This is a genomic window from Burkholderia sp. MSMB1588 (genome assembly GCF_001546925.1).
Lineage (GTDB): Bacteria > Pseudomonadota > Gammaproteobacteria > Burkholderiales > Burkholderiaceae > Burkholderia > Burkholderia humptydooensis.
In genome coordinates this window covers 270,970-287,703 of record NZ_CM003770.1, presented here as the reverse complement: position 1 = coordinate 287,703, position 16,734 = coordinate 270,970, and the positions used below count along the sequence as shown (strand labels likewise).

Below are 16,734 nucleotides of genomic sequence, written 5' to 3'. Positions count from 1 at the left end.
GAGTGAGACAGTGGTTCGTGCGTCGTCGTCGGGAGCCGCGGCACCTTGTTTGTGCCTGATGCGCCGACGTGCACAACCGAATAGCGTCCATGTGCAACCTGGCCGCGGTCACGAGCGCGATTTGCTCGCGGCCGTGCCGCCAATCGCAGCCCGGCCTGGCTGCGTGGAGAGATCTATGTTCTTCGATGAGCTAAACGATGAAGAGTGGGCCCGTCTGTCGACGTTGATCGCCGATGAACCCATCCGACTGAACCGACGGGGCCGTCCGCGCGCGGAGAATCGGGTCGTCGCGAACGCGGTGCTGTGGATTCTCACCACGGGCGAGCCGTGGTCGAAACTGCCCGGCCGCTATCCGTCAGGCCCGACGTGCCGGCGCCGCTTCGAAGAATGGCTTGCGAGCGGCACGCTCGGCGAGATGGTGAGAGTGCTGTCGGAAGAGAGCGGTCGCGCGTTCGCCTACGTGCCGCCGCCGCCCGAGCCCGTCGCGCCCGTGCGGCGCGCGGAGCCGGCCGCCGATTGCGATCGCCTGCGCGGCGTGTTCTGGCAGAACCCCGAGTCGTGGCAATTGCCTGTCGCTCAGGCGGATGTCTGCCGTCCGGGCGCGGGCGTGAATGTCCACCGCTTCGCGAGCGACGACGATGAAGACGGGGCGCGCGACGCCGAGGCGCCGGATCATCACGGCTTCGCCGTGCCGGGCGCGCCCGTGCGCGATCATGGGCACGGCCGCGCGCATGCCGCGTCGTTCAGCTTCGCCACGCACGCGCCGCAAACCGAAACCTATCGCGGCTATACCGTGTACGGCATTGCGCAGCCCGTGCAGAATCTGATGTATCGCGCGTGGGCGGAGATCGTGCGGGATGATCGGCGCGTCGAGCGCTCGGGTCTCATCGGTCCGCGTTTCACCGATGCCGAATCGGCGGAGCAGTATGCGCTCGATTGGGCGCGTCAATGGATCGATCGTCAATGCGCGGGCGCGCCGGATGCGCGCGAGGCGTCGGCGCCCGTTGCCGGGCAGGTCGGCAAATCGGTGCCGACGATCGCCGGGCTGTCCGCGCTCGCGATGGCCGAAACCAACATCAAGCACTTCGCGGCCGAGCGCCGCCGCGCGCTGGCGGAAGGCCGCGGCGATGCGTCGCAAGCGCAGATCGACCGGCACGAGTACGCCTATCGCGTCGGTTGAACGAGGCAGCGCCTCTCGCCGCGCGGCCCGCTCGCACGCGGGCCGCGCGGTCGCTTCGGCGCGGCCGTTCCGTCAGTGCCGTCCATAGTTGTCTTCGAAGCGGACGATGTCGTCTTCCCCGAGATACGAGCCCGATTGCACCTCGATCAGTTCGAGCGGCATCTTGCCGGGATTCTCGAGCCGATGCGACACGCCGAGCGGAATGTAGGTCGATTCGTTCTCGGACAGCAGGAAAGTTTCGTCGCCGCGCGTGATGCGCGCGGTGCCGCGCACGACGATCCAGTGCTCCGCGCGATGGTGATGCATCTGCAGCGACAGGCGCGCGCCCGGCTTGACGACGATCCGTTTCACCTGGAAGCGCTCGCCGCTGTCGACCGAGTCGTAATGTCCCCACGGGCGATGCACTTTCCGGTGATCGGACGCTTCCGTGCCGGATTCCGCCTTCAGGCGACCGACGATTTTCTTCACGTCCTGCACGTGCGCGCGATCGGCGACGAGGATCGCATCGGGCGTCTCGACGACGACGAGATCCTGCGTGCCGACGCAGGCGATCAGGCGTCCTTCCGAATGCGCGAACGTCGACGATGCCTGCTCGAAGCACACGCGGCCGCGCGCGACGTTGCCTTCGGCGTCCTTGTCGCTGATCTGCCAGAGCGCGTCCCACGACCCGACGTCGGACCAGCCGGCGTCGAGCGGCACGACGGCGCCCTCGCACACCGCGGGCAGGTTCGACAGCGGCTCCATCACCGCGTAGTCGATCGAGTTCGACGGCGACGCGGCGAAGCTGTCGCGATCGACGCGGAAGAACGGACCGTCGTCGCTGCCGAGCGCGACTGCGCGCGCGCATGCGTCGTGGATCGCGGGCTGGAAGTGGCGAATCGCCTTCAGCCATACCGATGCGCGGACGATGAAGATGCCGCTGTTCCACCAATATTCGCCTGACGCGACATATTGCCGGGCGAGTTCGAGATGCGGCTTTTCGACGAAGCGGTCGAGCTTCCTTGCCGCGACGCCGAGCTCGGCGTCGCTCGCGCTCGCGTGCGCGCCGACGCGGATGTAGCCGTAGCCCGTCTCCGCGCGCGTCGGCACGATGCCGAGCGTCGCGATCATTCCTTGCTCGGCGTAGCGCACGCCTGCGGCGACCGCCTGCTGGAAGCGCGCGACGTCGGCGACCGCGTGATCGGCGGGCATCACGGTCAGGACCACGTCGTCGCCGCCCGCGACCGCGCGCAGCGCGGCGATCGTCAGCGCCGGCGCGGTGTCGCGGCCGAGCGGCTCGAGCACGAGCGTCGCGTCCTTGCCCGCGAGCCGTAATTGTTCGGCGGTCGTGAAGCGATGCTCCTCGCCGCACACGACGATCATTCGTTCGGACACCGGATGAGCGCCCGCCAGGCCGTCGAGGCGGCGCGCAGTCGATTGCAGCAGCGATTCGTCGCCGAGCAGATTGATTAGCTGCTTCGGATGACGCTCGCGCGACATCGGCCAGAGGCGCGTGCCCGAGCCTCCGGCCAATACGACGGGTTGCACGGCGACGCGCGTGCCGGCGGCGCAAGCGGACCGTGCGTCCGCGGCGAGCGTGGCGTTCATGATCACTCCTCGAGTACAAGACTGTCCCGACGTTGTAGCACGACGTAAATCGACAATAAAAGAATCGCGCGGATCGGAAAGATTGTCGGATGACTATCGTGCGGTGCATAAAAATTGCACGGGATGCGCACGAACAAATGAATAAAAAATTAGAAAAATATTGGGTGCCAACCGAAGGGAGCCGCTCAGGCAAAGGCGATCGGGCCGATTTTCATATCTTCTGGTTGTCTATCGGGACGATTGATTCGGAAAAACATGCTGGCCGAAAATCGGCATGCCGACGAAAAAATTTCCGATTATTTTTAGAAATACTTGTGCGCTTGCGGGAGGAATTTTCTTCCCGGTTCAATAACGGCATGCAATGTTTGAATCGGATGCACGTCGACGGGATGGGTGCGGCCGGTTTCCGTCTCACGAGGAATAACCATGTTGAGCGTGCTGGCCAGGATGATCGATATCGCGATGGCAGTGGCGGGTGCAATGATCGCCGCCATGATCCATCGCGGCGGCTTCGTGTGGCTCGACGAACTGCAACGCACGGTCGTCGTGTTCGACTGCATGCTCGTCGTCGTGTTCTTTCCGGCGTTCGGCATTTATCAGTCGTGGCGCGGCAAGCCGGTGTTCGGGCTCATGTGGCGCGTGTCGGTCGCATGGCTCGTCGTCGAGGGCGCGGGCATCCTGATGAGCTTCAGCGTTCACCATGCGGGCGAACTGTCGCGCTTGTGGCTCGGCTACTGGGCGATGGCGGCGATCACGCTGCTCGTCGCTTCGAAGGCCTGCGTGTACGCGGTGCTGCGGCAACTGCGGCGCGGCGGCTACAACCACAAGTCGGTTGCGATCGTCGGCAGCGCGCAGGCCGGCGCGACGAAGCGTCTCGTCGCCCACATGCGGGCGCGTCCGGATGCGGGCTTCAATCCGGTGTGCATCTACGACGAGCATGGCGACGCGTCGATGGCGGGCGCCGACGGCATCGCGATCGAGCGCCGCTTCGCAGACCTCGTGCGCCGCGTGCGCGGCCGCGAGATCGGCGAACTGTGGCTCGTGCTGCCGCTGTCCGAAGAGCCGCAGATTCATCGGATCGTCACCGAATTCCGAAACGATTTCGTCAACATTCGTTTCGTGCCGGACGTACGCAGCCTGTCGTTCTTCAATCAGGAAGTCATCGAACTGCTCGGCGTGCCCGCGATCAATCTCGCCGCTTCGCCGATCACCGACGTGCGGATCCTGCCGAAGTTCGTGTTCGACCGGCTGTTCGCGCTCGGCGCGCTCATGATGCTGTCGCCCGCGATGCTCGTGATCGCGATGCTCGTGAAGCTCACGTCGCCCGGCCCGGTGTTCTTCCGGCAGAAGCGCAAGGGCATCGACGGCAACGAGTTCGAGATCTACAAGTTCCGCTCGATGAAGATGCATCAGGAGGCGGCGGGAAAGGTCACGCAGGCGAAGAAGAACGATTCGCGCGTGACGCCCTTCGGCCGCTTTCTGCGCCGCACGAGCCTCGACGAGCTGCCGCAGTTCATCAACGTGCTCAAGGGCGAGATGTCGGTGGTCGGCCCGCGTCCGCACGCGCTCGAGCACGACGACATCTACAAGGATCTCGTCAAGGGCTACATGTTCCGCTACCGGATCAAGCCGGGCATCACCGGCTGGGCGCAAATCAACGGCTTTCGCGGCGAGACCGACCGCATCGAGAAGATGATGGGCCGCGTGAAGCTCGATCTGTACTACATGCAGAACTGGTCGTTCTGGCTCGACATCAAGATCGTCGCGCTGACGCTGTGGAAAGGCTTCACCGGCAGCAACGCGTACTGAGCGCGGCAACGCGTTTTACGACTCACTGGGTAAAGAGGTTCGACAGATGAATCTGACTATCATCGGCAGCGGTTATGTAGGGCTCGTCACGGGCGCATGTCTCGCCGACATCGGCCACGACGTGTTCTGTCTCGACGTCGATCGGAAAAAGATCGACATCCTGAACGGCGGCGGCGTGCCGATTCACGAGCCGGGCCTCAAGGAGATCATCGCGCGCAACCGCTCGGCGGGCCGCCTGCAGTTCTCGACCGATGTCGAAGCGGCCGTCGCGCACGGCGACGTGCAGTTCATCGCGGTCGGCACGCCGCCCGACGAGGACGGCTCCGCGGACCTGCAGTACGTGCTCGCCGCGGCGCGCAACATCGGTCGCTACATGAAGGGCTTCAAGGTGATCGTCGACAAGTCGACGGTGCCCGTCGGCACGGCCGAGCGCGTGCGCGCGGCCGTCGCTGACGAGCTGAAGGCGCGCGGCGACGACTCGATGTTTTCGATCGTGTCGAATCCGGAGTTCCTGAAGGAGGGCGCGGCGGTCGAGGATTTCACGCGGCCGGACCGGATCGTGATCGGCTGCGACGACGACGTGCCCGGCGAGCGCGCGCGCGAGCTGATGAAGAAGCTCTACGCGCCGTTCAATCGCAATCACGAGCGCACGCTCTACATGGACGTGCGCTCGGCCGAGTTCACGAAGTATGCGGCGAACGCGATGCTCGCGACGCGCATCTCGTTCATGAACGAGCTCGCGAATCTCGCGGACCGCTTCGGCGCTGACATCGAAGCGGTGCGGCGCGGGATCGGCTCCGATCCGCGCATCGGCTATCACTTTCTGTACGCGGGCTGCGGCTACGGCGGCTCGTGCTTTCCGAAGGACGTCGAAGCGTTGATCCGCACGGCGGCCGAGCACGGGCAGGCGCTGCGCGTGCTGCAGGCGGTGTCCGCCGTCAACGACGAGCAGAAGCACGTGCTCGCGCGGAAGGTCGTCGCGCGCTTCGGCGAGGATCTGACGGGCCGCCGCTTCGGCGTGTGGGGCCTCGCGTTCAAGCCGAACACCGACGACATGCGCGAGGCGCCGAGCCGCGCGCTGATCGCGGAGCTGCTGTCGCGCGGCGCGCACGTTGTTGCCTACGATCCGGTCGCGCAGGCCGAGGCGCAGCGCGTGCTCGCGCTCGATCTGGGCGACCGCGAGCACGTGCTCGGGCGACTCGCATTCGCCGAGGACGAAGCGCAGGTCGCGCAGGACGCGGACGCGCTCGTGATCGTCACCGAATGGAAGGCGTTCAAGAGTCCGGATTTCGTCGCGCTCGGCAAGCGCTGGAAGACGCCCGTGATTTTCGACGGACGCAATCTGTACGAGCCGATCGCGATGCGCGAGCTCGGCATCGAGTACTACCCGATCGGGCGGCCCGGCACCGCGCAGCGCGCGGCGTCGGGCGACCGGAACGATGCGCGCGCAGCGCGCGCGGGCGCGTGAGCGATCGGCACGGGTTCGAGCATGTTTCGTAACATTCTGATCGTATGCCGCGCGAACGTGTGCCGAAGTCCGGCCGCGGAGCTGCTGTTCAGGTCGATGGCGCTGCGCAAGCCGCTTTCGTTCCACTCGGCGGGCATCGCCGCGAACGACGGCGACGGCATCGATCCGACGATGTCGCGCCTGCTCGCCGAGCGCGGCGTCGACGCGGCGCCGCACCGTTCGCAGCGGCTGAGCCGCGCGCTCGTGCGCGCGGCGGATCTCGTGCTCGTCACCGAGCGCCGGCAAATCGCCGAGGTCGAGACGATCGATCCGTTCGCGCGCGGCAAGGTGCATTTGCTCGGCAAATGGGAGGGCGCGGAGATCGCCGATCCGTACGGCGGTCCCGAGGCCGATTATCGGGAGAGCTACACATTGATCGAACGTCTCGTTCAAGGATGGTTGCAAAAGATATGCTGAATCGTTCGCTTAGACCCCTGGTGCTCGCCGTCGCGGCCGCCACGCTGTTGCAGGCGTGCGCGACGGCGCCCGGCAACTATCTCGACACGTCGCGTCTCGACGACAAGGATGCGCAGTCTGCCGAGCATTACAACGTGCAGCTCATCACCGCGCAACTGGTCGCATCGCAGGCCGACGCGCAGCGCAAGGAGCAGCAGCCGCTGCCGCCCGCGCGCTTCGTCGATCCGACGCAGTACGTGTACCGGATCGCGCCGCAGGACATTCTCGGCGTGACAGTCTGGGATCACCCGGAGCTCACGACGCCGCAGGGCCAGTCGTTCTCGAGCGGTGGCAACACGACGCAGACGGTCGCGGGCGCGCTGCAGCAGCCGTATGCGAACGCGCTGCCCGGCCAGGCCGATCCGTACGGGCAGACGGTGATGTCCGACGGCACGATCTATTTTCCGTTCGTCGGCCGCCTGCGTGCGGCGGGCAAGACGGTCGGCCAGGTGCGCGACGAGCTTGCGGCGCGGCTTGCGCGTTACGTGAAGAATCCGCAGGTCGACGTGCGCGTGCTGTCGTATCGCAGCCAGAAAGTGCAGGTGACGGGCGAAGTGAAGACGCCCGGCCCGCTCGCGATCACCGACGTGCCGCTCACGCTCGTCGATGCGATCACGCGCTCGGGCGGCTCGACGAACGAGGCCGATCTGCAGCGCGTGCGCTTGACGCGCGAAGGCAAGTTCTACCAGCTCGACGCGAACGGCATGCTCGATCGCGGCGATGTTTCGCAGAACGTGATGCTGCAGCCGGGCGACATCGTCAACGTGCCGGACCGCGGCGACAGCCGCGTGTTCGTGATGGGCGAGGTGAAGACGCCCGCGACGGTGCCGATGCTCAAGGGGCGCCTCTCGATCGCCGACGCGCTCACGGCGGGCGGCGGCATCCTCGACACCGATGCGAATCCGCGCCAGGTGTACGTGCTGCGCGATCTGCAGGACAAGCCGAACACGCCCGACATCTTCCGCCTCGACATGACGCAGCCCGACGCGCTGATGCTGTCGAGCCGCTTCCGGCTGAAGCCGCTCGACGTCGTGTACGTCGGCACGGCGGGATCGGTGCGCTTCAACCGCCTGCTGCAGCAGATTTTCCCGACGATCCAGTCGATTTACTACATGAAGCAGATCACGCGCTGATCGGTCCCGGGCCGTCGCGCGCGGCCCGCCTCAACCTCAAGCGGGAATGCATGGTGAATACGCAAGCGAAACATCCTTATGCCGACCTCGCGGTGAAGACCGACGAGGAAGACGTCGTCCTGGGTCAGATGATCCAGGTGATTCTCGACGATATCTGGCTGCTCCTCGGCATCGCGTTGGTCGTGATCGCGCTCGCCGGGCTCTACTGCTACGTCGCGAAGCCGATCTATTCGGCCGATGCGCAGGTGCGGGTCGAGGCGAGCGACAACACGTCGCAAGCGCTCACGCAGACGCAGACGGGCGCGATGATCAACAGCGGGCCGCCGACGCCGCCCACCGATGCCGAAATCGAGATCATCAAGAGCCGCGGCGTCGTCGCGCCGGTCGTCGAGCAGTTCAAGCTGAACTCGTCGGTGAGCCCGAACACGTTCCCGATTCTCGGCGCGATCGCGGCGCGGCTCGCGACGCCGGGCCATCCGGCCAAGCCGTGGCTCGGGCTGTCATCGTACGCGTGGGGCGGCGAGGAGGCGAACGTCGATTCGATCGACGTGACGCCCGCGCTCGAAGGCAAGAAGCTGACGCTCACGGCCGGCGCGGACGGCGCCTACACGCTCGCCGATCCGGACGGCGCCCTGCTCGTGCGCGGCAAGGTCGGCGAGAGCGAGCAGGGCGGCGGCGTGACGATCAGCGTGTCGAAGCTCGTCGCGCGGCCCGGCACGCGGTTCACGGTGATCCGGCAGAACGATCTCGATGCGATCACCGCGTTCCAGTCTGCGATCCAGGTGACGGAGCAGGGCAAGCAGACGGGCGTGATCCAGATCTCGCTCGAAGGCAAGGACCCCGAACAGACCGCGCAGATCGCGAACGCGCTCGCGCAGTCGTATCTGCATCAGCACGTGACGAGCAAGCAGGCCGAAGCGACGAAGATGCTCGAGTTCCTGAAGAACGAAGAGCCGCGCCTGAAATCGGACCTCGAGCGCGCGGAGGCGGAGCTCACCCAGTATCAGCGCACGTCGGGCTCGATCAACGCGAGCGACGAAGCGAAGGTCTATCTCGAAGGCAGCGTCCAGTACGAGCAGCAGATCGCCGCGCAGCGGCTGCAGCTCGCGGCGCTCGCGCAGCGCTACACGGACGAGCATCCGCTCGTCGTCGCGGCGAAGCAGCAGCTCGGACAGCTCGAGGCGGAGCGCGCGAAGTACGACGGCAAGTTCCGCGGGCTGCCGGCGACCGAAGTGAAGGCGGTCGCGCTGCAGCGCAACGCGAAGGTCGCGGAAGACATCTACGTGCTGCTGCTCAACCGCGTGCAGGAGCTATCGGTGCAGAAGGCCGGCACGGGCGGCAGCATCCGCCTCGTCGATGCGGCGCTGCGCCCGGGCGTGCCGGTCAAGCCGAAGAAGGTGCTGATCCTGTCGGCGGCGACGCTGCTCGGCCTGATTCTCGGCACGAGCGTTGTGTTCCTGCGCCGCAACCTGTTTCATGGGATCGAGGACCCGGATCGCGTCGAGCGCGCGTTCAACCTGCCGCTGTACGGCCTCGTGCCGATGAGCGTGGAGCAGACGCGATTCGATGCCGCGGACAAGGGCAACCGCGTGCGGCCGATTCTCGCGTGCGCGCGGCCGAAGGATCTGAGCGTCGAGAGCCTGCGCAGCCTGCGCACCGCGATGCAGTTCGCGCTGATGGACGCGAGGAACCGCGTGATCGTGCTGACGGGCCCGACGCCCGGCATCGGCAAGAGCTTTCTCGCGATCAATCTCGCCGCGCTCGTCGCGCATTCGGGCAAGCGTGTGCTGCTGATCGACGCGGACATGCGGCGCGGCACGCTCGACCGCCATTTCGGAACGGGTGGGAGAAGCGGCCTGTCGGAGCTGCTGAGCGACCAGGTCGCGCTCGAAGAGGCGATTCGCGAAACGTCGGTGCCGGGGCTGTCGTTCATTCCGTCGGGCGCGCGCCCGCCGAATCCGTCGGAGCTGCTGATGTCGCCGCGTCTGTCTCAATACCTCGACGGCCTCGCGAAGCGCTACGACATGGTGATCGTCGATTCGCCGCCGATTCTCGCCGTCACCGATGCGACGATCTTCGGCGAACTCGCCGGCTCGACGTTCCTCGTGCTGCGCTCGGGCATGCACACCGAGGGCGAGATCGGCGACGCGATCAAGCGGTTGCGCACCGCGGGCGTGCAGTTGCAAGGCGGGATCTTCAACGGCGTGCCGGCGCGCACGCGCGGCTACGGCCGCGGCTATGCGGCCGTGCACGAATATCTGAACGCATGACGCGGGCTCTTCTTCGATCGACGAGGTGACGATGAAAATTTCCGTACTCGTGCCGACCTACCGGCGTCCCGCGGATCTCGCGCGCTGTCTGGTCGCGCTGCAGCGGCAGCGCGTCGCGCCCGACGAGGTGATCATCGTCGCGCGCCCCGACGACGACGCGACGCACGAGCGGCTCGCCGATCCGGGCGTATGCGGCGCGCTCGCGCTGCGGATCGTGACGGTCGACGTGCCGGGACAGGTGGCTGCGCTCAACCGCGGGCTCGACGCCGCGCGCGGCGACGTGGTAGCGATTACCGACGACGACGCCGCGCCGCGCGCCGACTGGATCGAGCGGATCGGCACGATTTTCGCGGCCGATCCGCGCGTCGGCGCCGTGGGCGGCCGCGACTGGGTGCACGAGAAAGGCCGGCTGCTCGACGGCGAGCAGTCGCTCGTCGGCAGGCTCACGATGTCGGGCAAGATCATCGGCAATCATCATCTCGGCGTCGGCGGCGCGCGCGAAGTCGATACGCTGAAAGGCGCGAACATGAGCTACCGCCGCGCGGCGATCGAGGGCCTGCGCTTCGACACGCGCCTTCGCGGCGCGGGCGCGCAGACGCACAACGACACGTCGTTCAGCATGGGCGTGAAGCGCGCGGGCTGGAAGCTCGTCTACGACCCGGCCGTCGCGGTCGACCATTACCCGGCCGAGCGCTTCGACGACGACCGCCGCGACGCCGCGTCGATGGCCGCGCTGTCGAACGCCGCGTACAACCTGCATCTGACGTTGCGCGAGCATCTGCCGCCCATGCGGCGCGAGATCGCATGGTGGTGGTGGACGTTCGTCGGCACCCGTGCGTATCCGGGGTTCGTGCACGTCGTGCTGACCGCCGCGGCGAAGAACGGCGCGAGCATGCGCGCGCGCTGGCGCGCGGTGCGGCAAGGCGCGCACGACGCGCGACGCATGGCGCCCGCGCCTCACGCCGGCGTTGCGCAATGAGCGACACGTTGCAGATTCAATCGATTCGGGCTGGAGTTTTCGCATGACCGTCACGAAGGTTCACGTTCATCTGTTTTACGGCGCCGATCCGCGTACCTATCGCAAGGGCGACGATATCGGCTGCCTGTACGGCTATCACCATGCGGAGTCCGAAGAGTTCGCATTGACGTATTCGCGCGACGCGCGCGAGGGTCGGCTCGTCGGCATCGGCCGCCGCGCGCTGAAGTACGCGCTCGGCTTCGATCTGATGCATGCATGGCGCAACCGCGCCGAGCTGCTGGAATCCGACGTGATCTGGACGCACACCGAGCAGGAGCATCTTGCGGCCGCGTTCGTGCTGAAGCTGTCCGGCGCGCGCGGCGCGAGGCCGCTGCTGCTCGCGCAAAGCGTCTGGCTGCTCGACAAATGGCCCGGCTATGGCTTCGTGCGCCGCTGGGCGTACCGGAAGCTGATCGGCCGCGCGGACGTGCTGACGACGCTCGCGCGCAACAACGCCGAGCTGTGCCGCCGCTACCTGCGGCGCGACGCATTGCAGGTGTACTACGGGCTGAACACGCAGGATTTCCCGATTGGCGCGCCGGATGCCTGGTCGCCGCACCGGCCGCTGCGCATCGCCGCGATCGGCAACGATCGCGATCGCGACTGGAAGACGTTCGTCGCCGCGTTCGGCGGCGATTCGCGCTACGACGTGCGGCTCGCGACGCGCCGCCGGATTCCGCGCGCGCTGCATGCGCCGAACGTCGAGATCGCGCCCGCGTCGGGTATCGTCAAGCAGCGCGAGTTGTACGACTGGGCGGATCTGATCGTCGTGCCGCTGCGGCCGAACCATCACGCGTCGGGCATCACGGTGATGCTCGAGGCGGCGGCCGTCGGCAAGCCGATGATCGTCACCGACGTCGGCGGGCTGCGCGACTATTTCCCGCACGGCACCGCGACCTACGTGCAGCCGTTCGACGCGCCCGCGCTGCGGCGCGCGGCCGACGCGCTCGCCGCGCGGCCCGACCAGGCGCTCGCGCGCGCGCAGGCGGCCGCGCGCCGGTTGCGGGAACGCGATCTGACGACGCAGCAGTTCGCCGCGCAGCACGCGCGGATCACGCGCGATCTGCTCACGCGCCGCCGCGCGCAACAGGCGGCCGAGGCGGCGCTGTCGTTCGCCGATTCGCGTTCGCGCTCGAACGGTTGAGGACGGCTGCGATGAGCGCGACGACCCTGCCCGTTCCCGCATCCGGCGGCGGCGCGCGCCGCAGCAAACTGCTGAGCGATCCGAAGCATTGGGTCGCGCAGGCAGGCTTGTGGACCGTCACGGCGCTGCTGATCGCCGCGCATCAGGGCACGCTGCTCACGTACGGCTTTCCATGTCTCGCGGTCGCGGCCGGCTTGTGGCTGTATTTCATGAGCCCGGCGCGCTATGTCGGCTTCATGTGGTGGATGTGGTTCCTGAGCCCGGAGGTGCGCCGCCTCGCCGACTGGTCGAAGGGCGCCTATACGCCGACGAGCCTGATCCAGATCGCGCCGCTCGCGGTCACGATGATCGCGGGGCTCGGCTTGCTGCGCCACTACCGCGTGCTCGCCGAGCGACGCGGGCTGCCGGTGCTGTTGATCCTGTTCGGCCTGATATACGCGTTTCTCGTCGGCGTCGTGTCGAGCGGGCCGCTCGCCGCCACCTACGACCTCGCGAACTGGCTCTACCCGGTGCTGATCGGCTTTCACATCGCCGTTCATTCGCGGGACTACCCCGAGTACCGGAAGGTGATCCTGTCGACGTTCGTCTGGGGGATGCTCGTGATGGGCGTCTATGGAATCGTGCAGTTCTTCGCGATGCCGAAATGGGATGCGCTGTGGATGATCGGCTCGCAGATGAATTCGCAGGGCGATCCGGTGCCGTACGGCGTGCGCGTGTTCAGCACGATGAATTCGTCGGGGCCGTTCGCGTTCGCGATGATGGGCGCGCTCGTGTTCATGATCGCCGCGACGGAGCGCGTGCGCTGGATCGCGGGCGCCGCGGGCTTCATTTCGTTCTGCCTGTGTCTCGTGCGCTCGACGTGGGGCGGCTGGGTGATCGCGCTCGCGATCCAGCTCGCGAAATCGAGCAATCGCGTGCGCGTGAGGATCATCGGCAGCGCAGTCGTGCTGGCCGCGCTGTGCGTGCCGCTCCTGACCGTCGGGCCGGTGGCGGACCGTCTCGGCCAGCGCCTGCAGTCGATCACGAACCTGAAGGACGACCGCAGCTACGACGACCGCAACAAGTTCTACGCGACGTTCGCGCAGACTGCGTTTACCGACGTCGCGGGCGAGGGCCTCGGCGCGACCGGCGCGTCGACGAAGCTGTCGAGCGACGGCGGCAGCCTCGGCAAGTACGGCAGCTTCGACAGCGGCGTGATGAACGTGCCGTTCGTGCTCGGCTGGCCCGGCACGCTGCTCTATCTGCTCGGGCTCGTCTGGCTGCTCGGCCGCGCGCTGCGCGCATCGTTGCGGCTGCGGCGCGACAAGTTCGCCGCCGCGTGCCTGAGTCTCAGTTTGTCTGTCTTCGCGATGCTCGTCTTTACCAATTCGTTCATCGGCACGGGAGGGCTGTTGCTGTTCATGAGCATATTTTCGATCTTGTCCGCGGCGCATTGGCAAAAGCTGCAACGCGCGAGCGCCGCGCGTTTTCCGGGAGCCGACCAGTGAGAATCGCCATCGTCACGCACGTCGTGCGCCATAACGACGGCCAGGGACGCGTCAATTACGAGATCGCGCGAGCGGCGCTCGCGGAAAACTACCAGGTGACGCTCGTCGCGTCGCACGTCGCGCCCGAGCTGCTCGCGGATGCGCGCGTGCGCTGGATCGCCGTGAAGGCGGGCCGCTTCTGGCCGTCGAACCTCGTCAAGCAGCAGGTGTTCGCGATCAAGAGCGCATGGTGGCTGCGCCGTCATCGCGACGCATACGACGTGCTGCACGTCAACGGCTTCATCTCGTGGGTGCGCGCCGACGTGAACACCGCCCACTTCGTCCATAGCGGCTGGTTCGCGAGCCGCTACTACCCGTTCGGCCTGTCGAAGGGGATGTGGTCCGCGTATCAGTACGTCTATACGCGCGCCAACACGCTGCTCGAACGCTGGGCGTACCGGCGCGCGCGCGCGATCACGGCCGTGTCGCAGAAGGTCGCCGACGAGATCCGGCAGATCGGTATCGACGGCGAGCGGATCGGCGTCATCTACAACGGCGTCGACGCGCAGGCGTTCGCGAACGCGGCGCCTGATCGCAGCGCGTTCGGCCTGCCGGCCGAGCCGTTCATGCTGCTGTTCGTCGGCGATCTGCGCACGCCGCGCAAGAATCTCGGCACCGTGCTGAAAGCGCTCGCGCATCTGCCGTCGAGCGTGCATCTCGCGGTCGCGGGCTATTTGCCCGGCAGTCCGTATCCGGGCGAGGCGCGCGCGCTGAAGATCGATTCGCGCGTGCATTTCCTCGGGCTTGTGAAGAACATGCCGACGCTGATGTCGTCGGTCGACGCGTACGTGTTTCCTTCGCGCTACGAAGCGATGAGCCTGTCGCTGCTCGAGGCGATGGCGGCGGGGTTGCCTGTCGTGACCGCGCGCACTGCGGGCGGCGCGGAGATCATCACGCCGGAGTGCGGGATCGTGCTCGACGATCCGGACGATCCGGCCGCGCTCGCGCACGCGATCGAACGCCTCGCGCGCTCGCGCGACGCGTGCCGCGCGATGGGCGACGCGGCGCGCAGGCTGATGGAGGGATTCGGCTGGGCGCGCATGGGCGCGCAGTACATCGCGCTGTATCGGCGGCTGCGCCAGTCGTCGCAGTCGCCGTCGCTCGCCGGCGCCGAGCATGTCGTGACGCAGGAGCCATCGTGATGAAGCACACCGGAACGTCGATCAAGTCGCTGCAAATCGGCATGCACTGGTTTCCCGAGCGGGCGGGCGGGCTCGATCGCATGTACTACTCGCTCGTCGGCGCATTGCCGGGCGCGGGTGTCGCGGTGCGCGGCGTCGTCGCGGGCTCCGAGCGCGTCGCGGCCGATACGGGCGGCGCGATCCGCGGCTTCGGACCGGCGACGTCGTCGCTGCCGCGCCGGATGATCGCCGCGCGTCACGCGCTGCGCGACGTGGTCCGCATCGAGCGGCCCGATGTCGTATCGTCGCATTTCGCGCTGTACACGTTCCCCGGGCTCGACGTGACGCGCGGCATCCCGCAGGTGTCGCATTTCCAGGGCCCGTGGGCCGACGAGAGCCACGTCGAGGGCGCGGATTCGATCGGGCAGAAGGTCAAGCACCGGCTCGAGCAGGCGGTCTACGCGCGCTCGTCGCGGCTCATCGTGCTGTCGCGCGCGTTCGGGCAGATTCTCACGTCGCGCTACAACGTCGATCCGGCGCGCGTGCGCGTCGTGCCCGGTTGCGTCGACACCACGCAATTCGATCTGCCGATGACGTCCGCCGACGCGCGTCGCAAGCTGCAACTGCCGCAGGACCGGCCGATCGTGCTCGCGGTACGGCGGCTCGTGCGGCGCATGGGGCTCGAGGATCTGATCGACGCGGTGAAGACCGTGCGCCGTCGGCATCCGGACGTGCTGCTGCTGATTGCCGGCAAGGGGCGGCTCGAAGGCGAATTGCAGGAACGGATCGACGATGCCGAGCTCGGCGACAACGTGAAGCTGCTCGGCTTCGTGCCCGACCATCATCTGGCCGCGCTGTACCGCGCGGCGACGCTGAGCGTCGTGCCGACCGTCGCGCTCGAAGGCTTCGGGCTCATCACCGTCGAGTCGCTCGCGTCCGGCACGCCGGTGCTCGTGACACCCGTCGGCGGGCTGCCGGAGGCGGTCGCGGGCCTGTCCGAGGCGCTCGTGCTGCCGGAGATCGGCGCGGCCGCGATCGCGGACGGGTTGACGGCCGCGCTGTCCGGCTCGCTCGTGCTGCCGGATGCGGACGCATGCCGGCAATACGCGCGCGCGCATTTCGACAACACGGTGATTGCGCGCCGTGTCGCGGAGGTCTACGAGGAGGCGATTCGGGCGGCGGGTTGATCGCTGCGCCACCGGCCGGGCGCGAGTCCGAACCGTTTGGTGAACGCGTGCGTGAATGCGCTCTGATCGGCGAAACCGACTTCGCTCGCGATGTCGGTCAGCGAACGTTTCGGATCCCCCATCAATACGACGGCGGCGTCGAGCCGCAGCCGCTGCAGATAGCGATGCGGCGTCTCGCCGAACGCTTCGCAGAAGAGCTGATGGAAGCGGCGCATGCCGAATCCGCAATGCGCGGCGAGATCGGCGATGCGCAGCGGCTGAGCGAGATGCGCGCGCAGCCAGCGATCGATGCGCGCGAAGTCGAGCCCGACGGCGGGCTGCGCCGGCGCGCCGCCCAGTTCGCCGACGAGCGCGTCGCATAGCCGCGCGGCTGCTTGCCAGTGCAGGCGCCGGGCCGATGCGGTGTCGACGCGCGGCCCGCGCGCGAGTCGCGACGCGAATTCGCCGACGAGCATCGTGAGGCCCGGGGCGATCGCCATCGTCTTGGGGCGCTCGAACAGCCGCTCGGGCACCGCGAGCGAGCCGGGCGGCAAGTCGAGCACCAGTTGGCTGTTGTGGGCGAGCCCCGCGTAGTCGTGCCGCGATCCGGCCGGAATCAGCCACGCGGAGCGGCAGTCGATCCGTTCGTCGACGCCGTCGACCGTCATCGTCATCGCGCCGTCGACACCGAGCACGATCTGATGGAAGTCGTGCACGTCCGACTCCCGCACGACGCCGTAACGGCGCAGCGACAGGGTGGGCGAAGCGGGGCGGGTCATGATCGAGCGACGGCCGGCGAACGCTGGCGACGGGGCGA

Annotated in this window: 14 protein-coding genes; 11 read left to right on the top strand and 3 right to left on the bottom strand. The window is 67.5% G+C overall.

Annotated elements, in window-relative coordinates; all coding sequences use genetic code 11:
* Positions 1-175 precede the first annotated feature (175 nt).
* On the top strand, positions 176-1,180 hold the full coding sequence (locus WS92_RS01110) for a transposase (RefSeq protein ID WP_059928913.1): 1,005 nt from the start codon (positions 176-178) through the stop codon (positions 1,178-1,180).
* 72 nt (positions 1,181-1,252) lie between these two features.
* Here the strand turns inward: WS92_RS01110 and WS92_RS01105 are convergent, their stop codons facing one another.
* Positions 1,253-2,767, bottom strand: a complete 1,515-nt coding sequence (locus WS92_RS01105; protein ID WP_015603770.1) for a mannose-1-phosphate guanylyltransferase/mannose-6-phosphate isomerase — start codon at positions 2,765-2,767, stop codon at positions 1,253-1,255.
* A gap of 302 nt (positions 2,768-3,069) precedes the next feature.
* A complete protein-coding gene (locus WS92_RS35485; RefSeq protein ID WP_162486726.1) occupies positions 3,070-3,261 on the bottom strand; it encodes a hypothetical protein in 192 nt (63 codons plus the stop codon).
* On the opposite strand from WS92_RS35485, the gene WS92_RS01100 reads away from it, so the two are divergent.
* From WS92_RS01100 to WS92_RS01055, 10 genes are read left to right on the top strand one after another with little or no spacing between them, the layout of a single operon-like run.
* The gene (locus tag WS92_RS01100) at positions 3,194-4,576 is read left to right on the top strand and encodes an undecaprenyl-phosphate glucose phosphotransferase (protein WP_009915732.1); all 1,383 of its coding nucleotides are present in this window, start codon (positions 3,194-3,196) and stop codon (positions 4,574-4,576) included. The two genes, WS92_RS35485 and WS92_RS01100, sit on opposite strands and share 68 nt — an antisense overlap.
* 46 nt (positions 4,577-4,622) lie before the next feature.
* Positions 4,623-6,044, top strand: a complete 1,422-nt coding sequence (locus WS92_RS01095; RefSeq protein ID WP_059928910.1) for a UDP-glucose dehydrogenase family protein — start codon at positions 4,623-4,625, stop codon at positions 6,042-6,044.
* 21 nt (positions 6,045-6,065) lie between these two features.
* A complete protein-coding gene (locus tag WS92_RS01090; protein WP_059928906.1) occupies positions 6,066-6,500 on the top strand; it encodes a low molecular weight protein-tyrosine-phosphatase in 435 nt (144 codons plus the stop codon).
* Positions 6,494-7,672: a polysaccharide biosynthesis/export family protein gene (locus tag WS92_RS01085; protein WP_015603655.1), complete on the top strand. Its 1,179-nt coding sequence runs from the start codon at positions 6,494-6,496 to the stop codon at positions 7,670-7,672. Before WS92_RS01090 ends, WS92_RS01085 begins: the two co-directional genes overlap by 7 nt.
* A 50-nt stretch (positions 7,673-7,722) precedes the next feature.
* A complete protein-coding gene (locus tag WS92_RS01080) occupies positions 7,723-9,942 on the top strand; it encodes a polysaccharide biosynthesis tyrosine autokinase (protein WP_015603723.1) in 2,220 nt (739 codons plus the stop codon).
* 31 nt (positions 9,943-9,973) lie between these two features.
* A complete protein-coding gene (locus WS92_RS01075; RefSeq protein WP_059928903.1) occupies positions 9,974-10,921 on the top strand; it encodes a glycosyltransferase family 2 protein in 948 nt (315 codons plus the stop codon).
* Positions 10,922-10,964: 43 nt separating this feature from the next.
* Positions 10,965-12,104: a glycosyltransferase gene (locus tag WS92_RS01070; protein WP_015603440.1), complete on the top strand. Its 1,140-nt coding sequence runs from the start codon at positions 10,965-10,967 to the stop codon at positions 12,102-12,104.
* Between the two features lie 11 nt (positions 12,105-12,115).
* A complete protein-coding gene (locus tag WS92_RS01065) occupies positions 12,116-13,591 on the top strand; it encodes a glucose-6-phosphate isomerase (RefSeq protein ID WP_009915726.1) in 1,476 nt (491 codons plus the stop codon).
* Positions 13,588-14,772 (top strand): glycosyltransferase family 4 protein, encoded by a 1,185-nt coding sequence (locus tag WS92_RS01060; protein ID WP_015603535.1) that lies wholly within the window; start codon positions 13,588-13,590, stop codon positions 14,770-14,772. Before WS92_RS01065 ends, WS92_RS01060 begins: the two co-directional genes overlap by 4 nt.
* Positions 14,772-15,938, top strand: coding sequence for a glycosyltransferase family 4 protein (locus tag WS92_RS01055; protein WP_009915725.1), 1,167 nt, complete (start codon positions 14,772-14,774; stop codon positions 15,936-15,938). The genes WS92_RS01060 and WS92_RS01055 overlap by 1 nt, the downstream gene beginning before the upstream one ends.
* Here WS92_RS01055 and WS92_RS01050 read toward each other — a convergent pair.
* Positions 15,908-16,696, bottom strand: a complete 789-nt coding sequence (locus WS92_RS01050) for an AraC family transcriptional regulator (RefSeq protein ID WP_059928900.1) — start codon at positions 16,694-16,696, stop codon at positions 15,908-15,910. The genes WS92_RS01055 and WS92_RS01050 overlap by 31 nt on opposite strands.
* Between the last annotated feature and the right edge of the window lie 38 nt (positions 16,697-16,734).

What these genes read in the sequence shown, in the direction of transcription:
- WS92_RS01110 (WP_059928913.1), top strand. Translation starts at nt 176, where the DNA reads ATGTTCTTCGATGAGCTAAACGATGAAGAGTGGGCCCGTCTGTCGACG.
- WS92_RS01105 (WP_015603770.1), bottom strand. Translation starts at nt 2,767, where the DNA reads ATGAACGCCACGCTCGCCGCGGACGCACGGTCCGCTTGCGCCGCCGGC.
- WS92_RS01100 (WP_009915732.1), top strand. Translation starts at nt 3,194, where the DNA reads ATGTTGAGCGTGCTGGCCAGGATGATCGATATCGCGATGGCAGTGGCG.
- WS92_RS35485 (WP_162486726.1), bottom strand. Translation starts at nt 3,261, where the DNA reads ATGGCGGCGATCATTGCACCCGCCACTGCCATCGCGATATCGATCATC.
- WS92_RS01095 (WP_059928910.1), top strand. Translation starts at nt 4,623, where the DNA reads ATGAATCTGACTATCATCGGCAGCGGTTATGTAGGGCTCGTCACGGGC.
- WS92_RS01090 (WP_059928906.1), top strand. Translation starts at nt 6,066, where the DNA reads ATGTTTCGTAACATTCTGATCGTATGCCGCGCGAACGTGTGCCGAAGT.
- WS92_RS01085 (WP_015603655.1), top strand. Translation starts at nt 6,494, where the DNA reads ATGCTGAATCGTTCGCTTAGACCCCTGGTGCTCGCCGTCGCGGCCGCC.
- WS92_RS01080 (WP_015603723.1), top strand. Translation starts at nt 7,723, where the DNA reads ATGGTGAATACGCAAGCGAAACATCCTTATGCCGACCTCGCGGTGAAG.
- WS92_RS01075 (WP_059928903.1), top strand. Translation starts at nt 9,974, where the DNA reads ATGAAAATTTCCGTACTCGTGCCGACCTACCGGCGTCCCGCGGATCTC.
- WS92_RS01070 (WP_015603440.1), top strand. Translation starts at nt 10,965, where the DNA reads ATGACCGTCACGAAGGTTCACGTTCATCTGTTTTACGGCGCCGATCCG.
- WS92_RS01065 (WP_009915726.1), top strand. Translation starts at nt 12,116, where the DNA reads ATGAGCGCGACGACCCTGCCCGTTCCCGCATCCGGCGGCGGCGCGCGC.
- WS92_RS01055 (WP_009915725.1), top strand. Translation starts at nt 14,772, where the DNA reads ATGAAGCACACCGGAACGTCGATCAAGTCGCTGCAAATCGGCATGCAC.
- WS92_RS01050 (WP_059928900.1), bottom strand. Translation starts at nt 16,696, where the DNA reads ATGACCCGCCCCGCTTCGCCCACCCTGTCGCTGCGCCGTTACGGCGTC.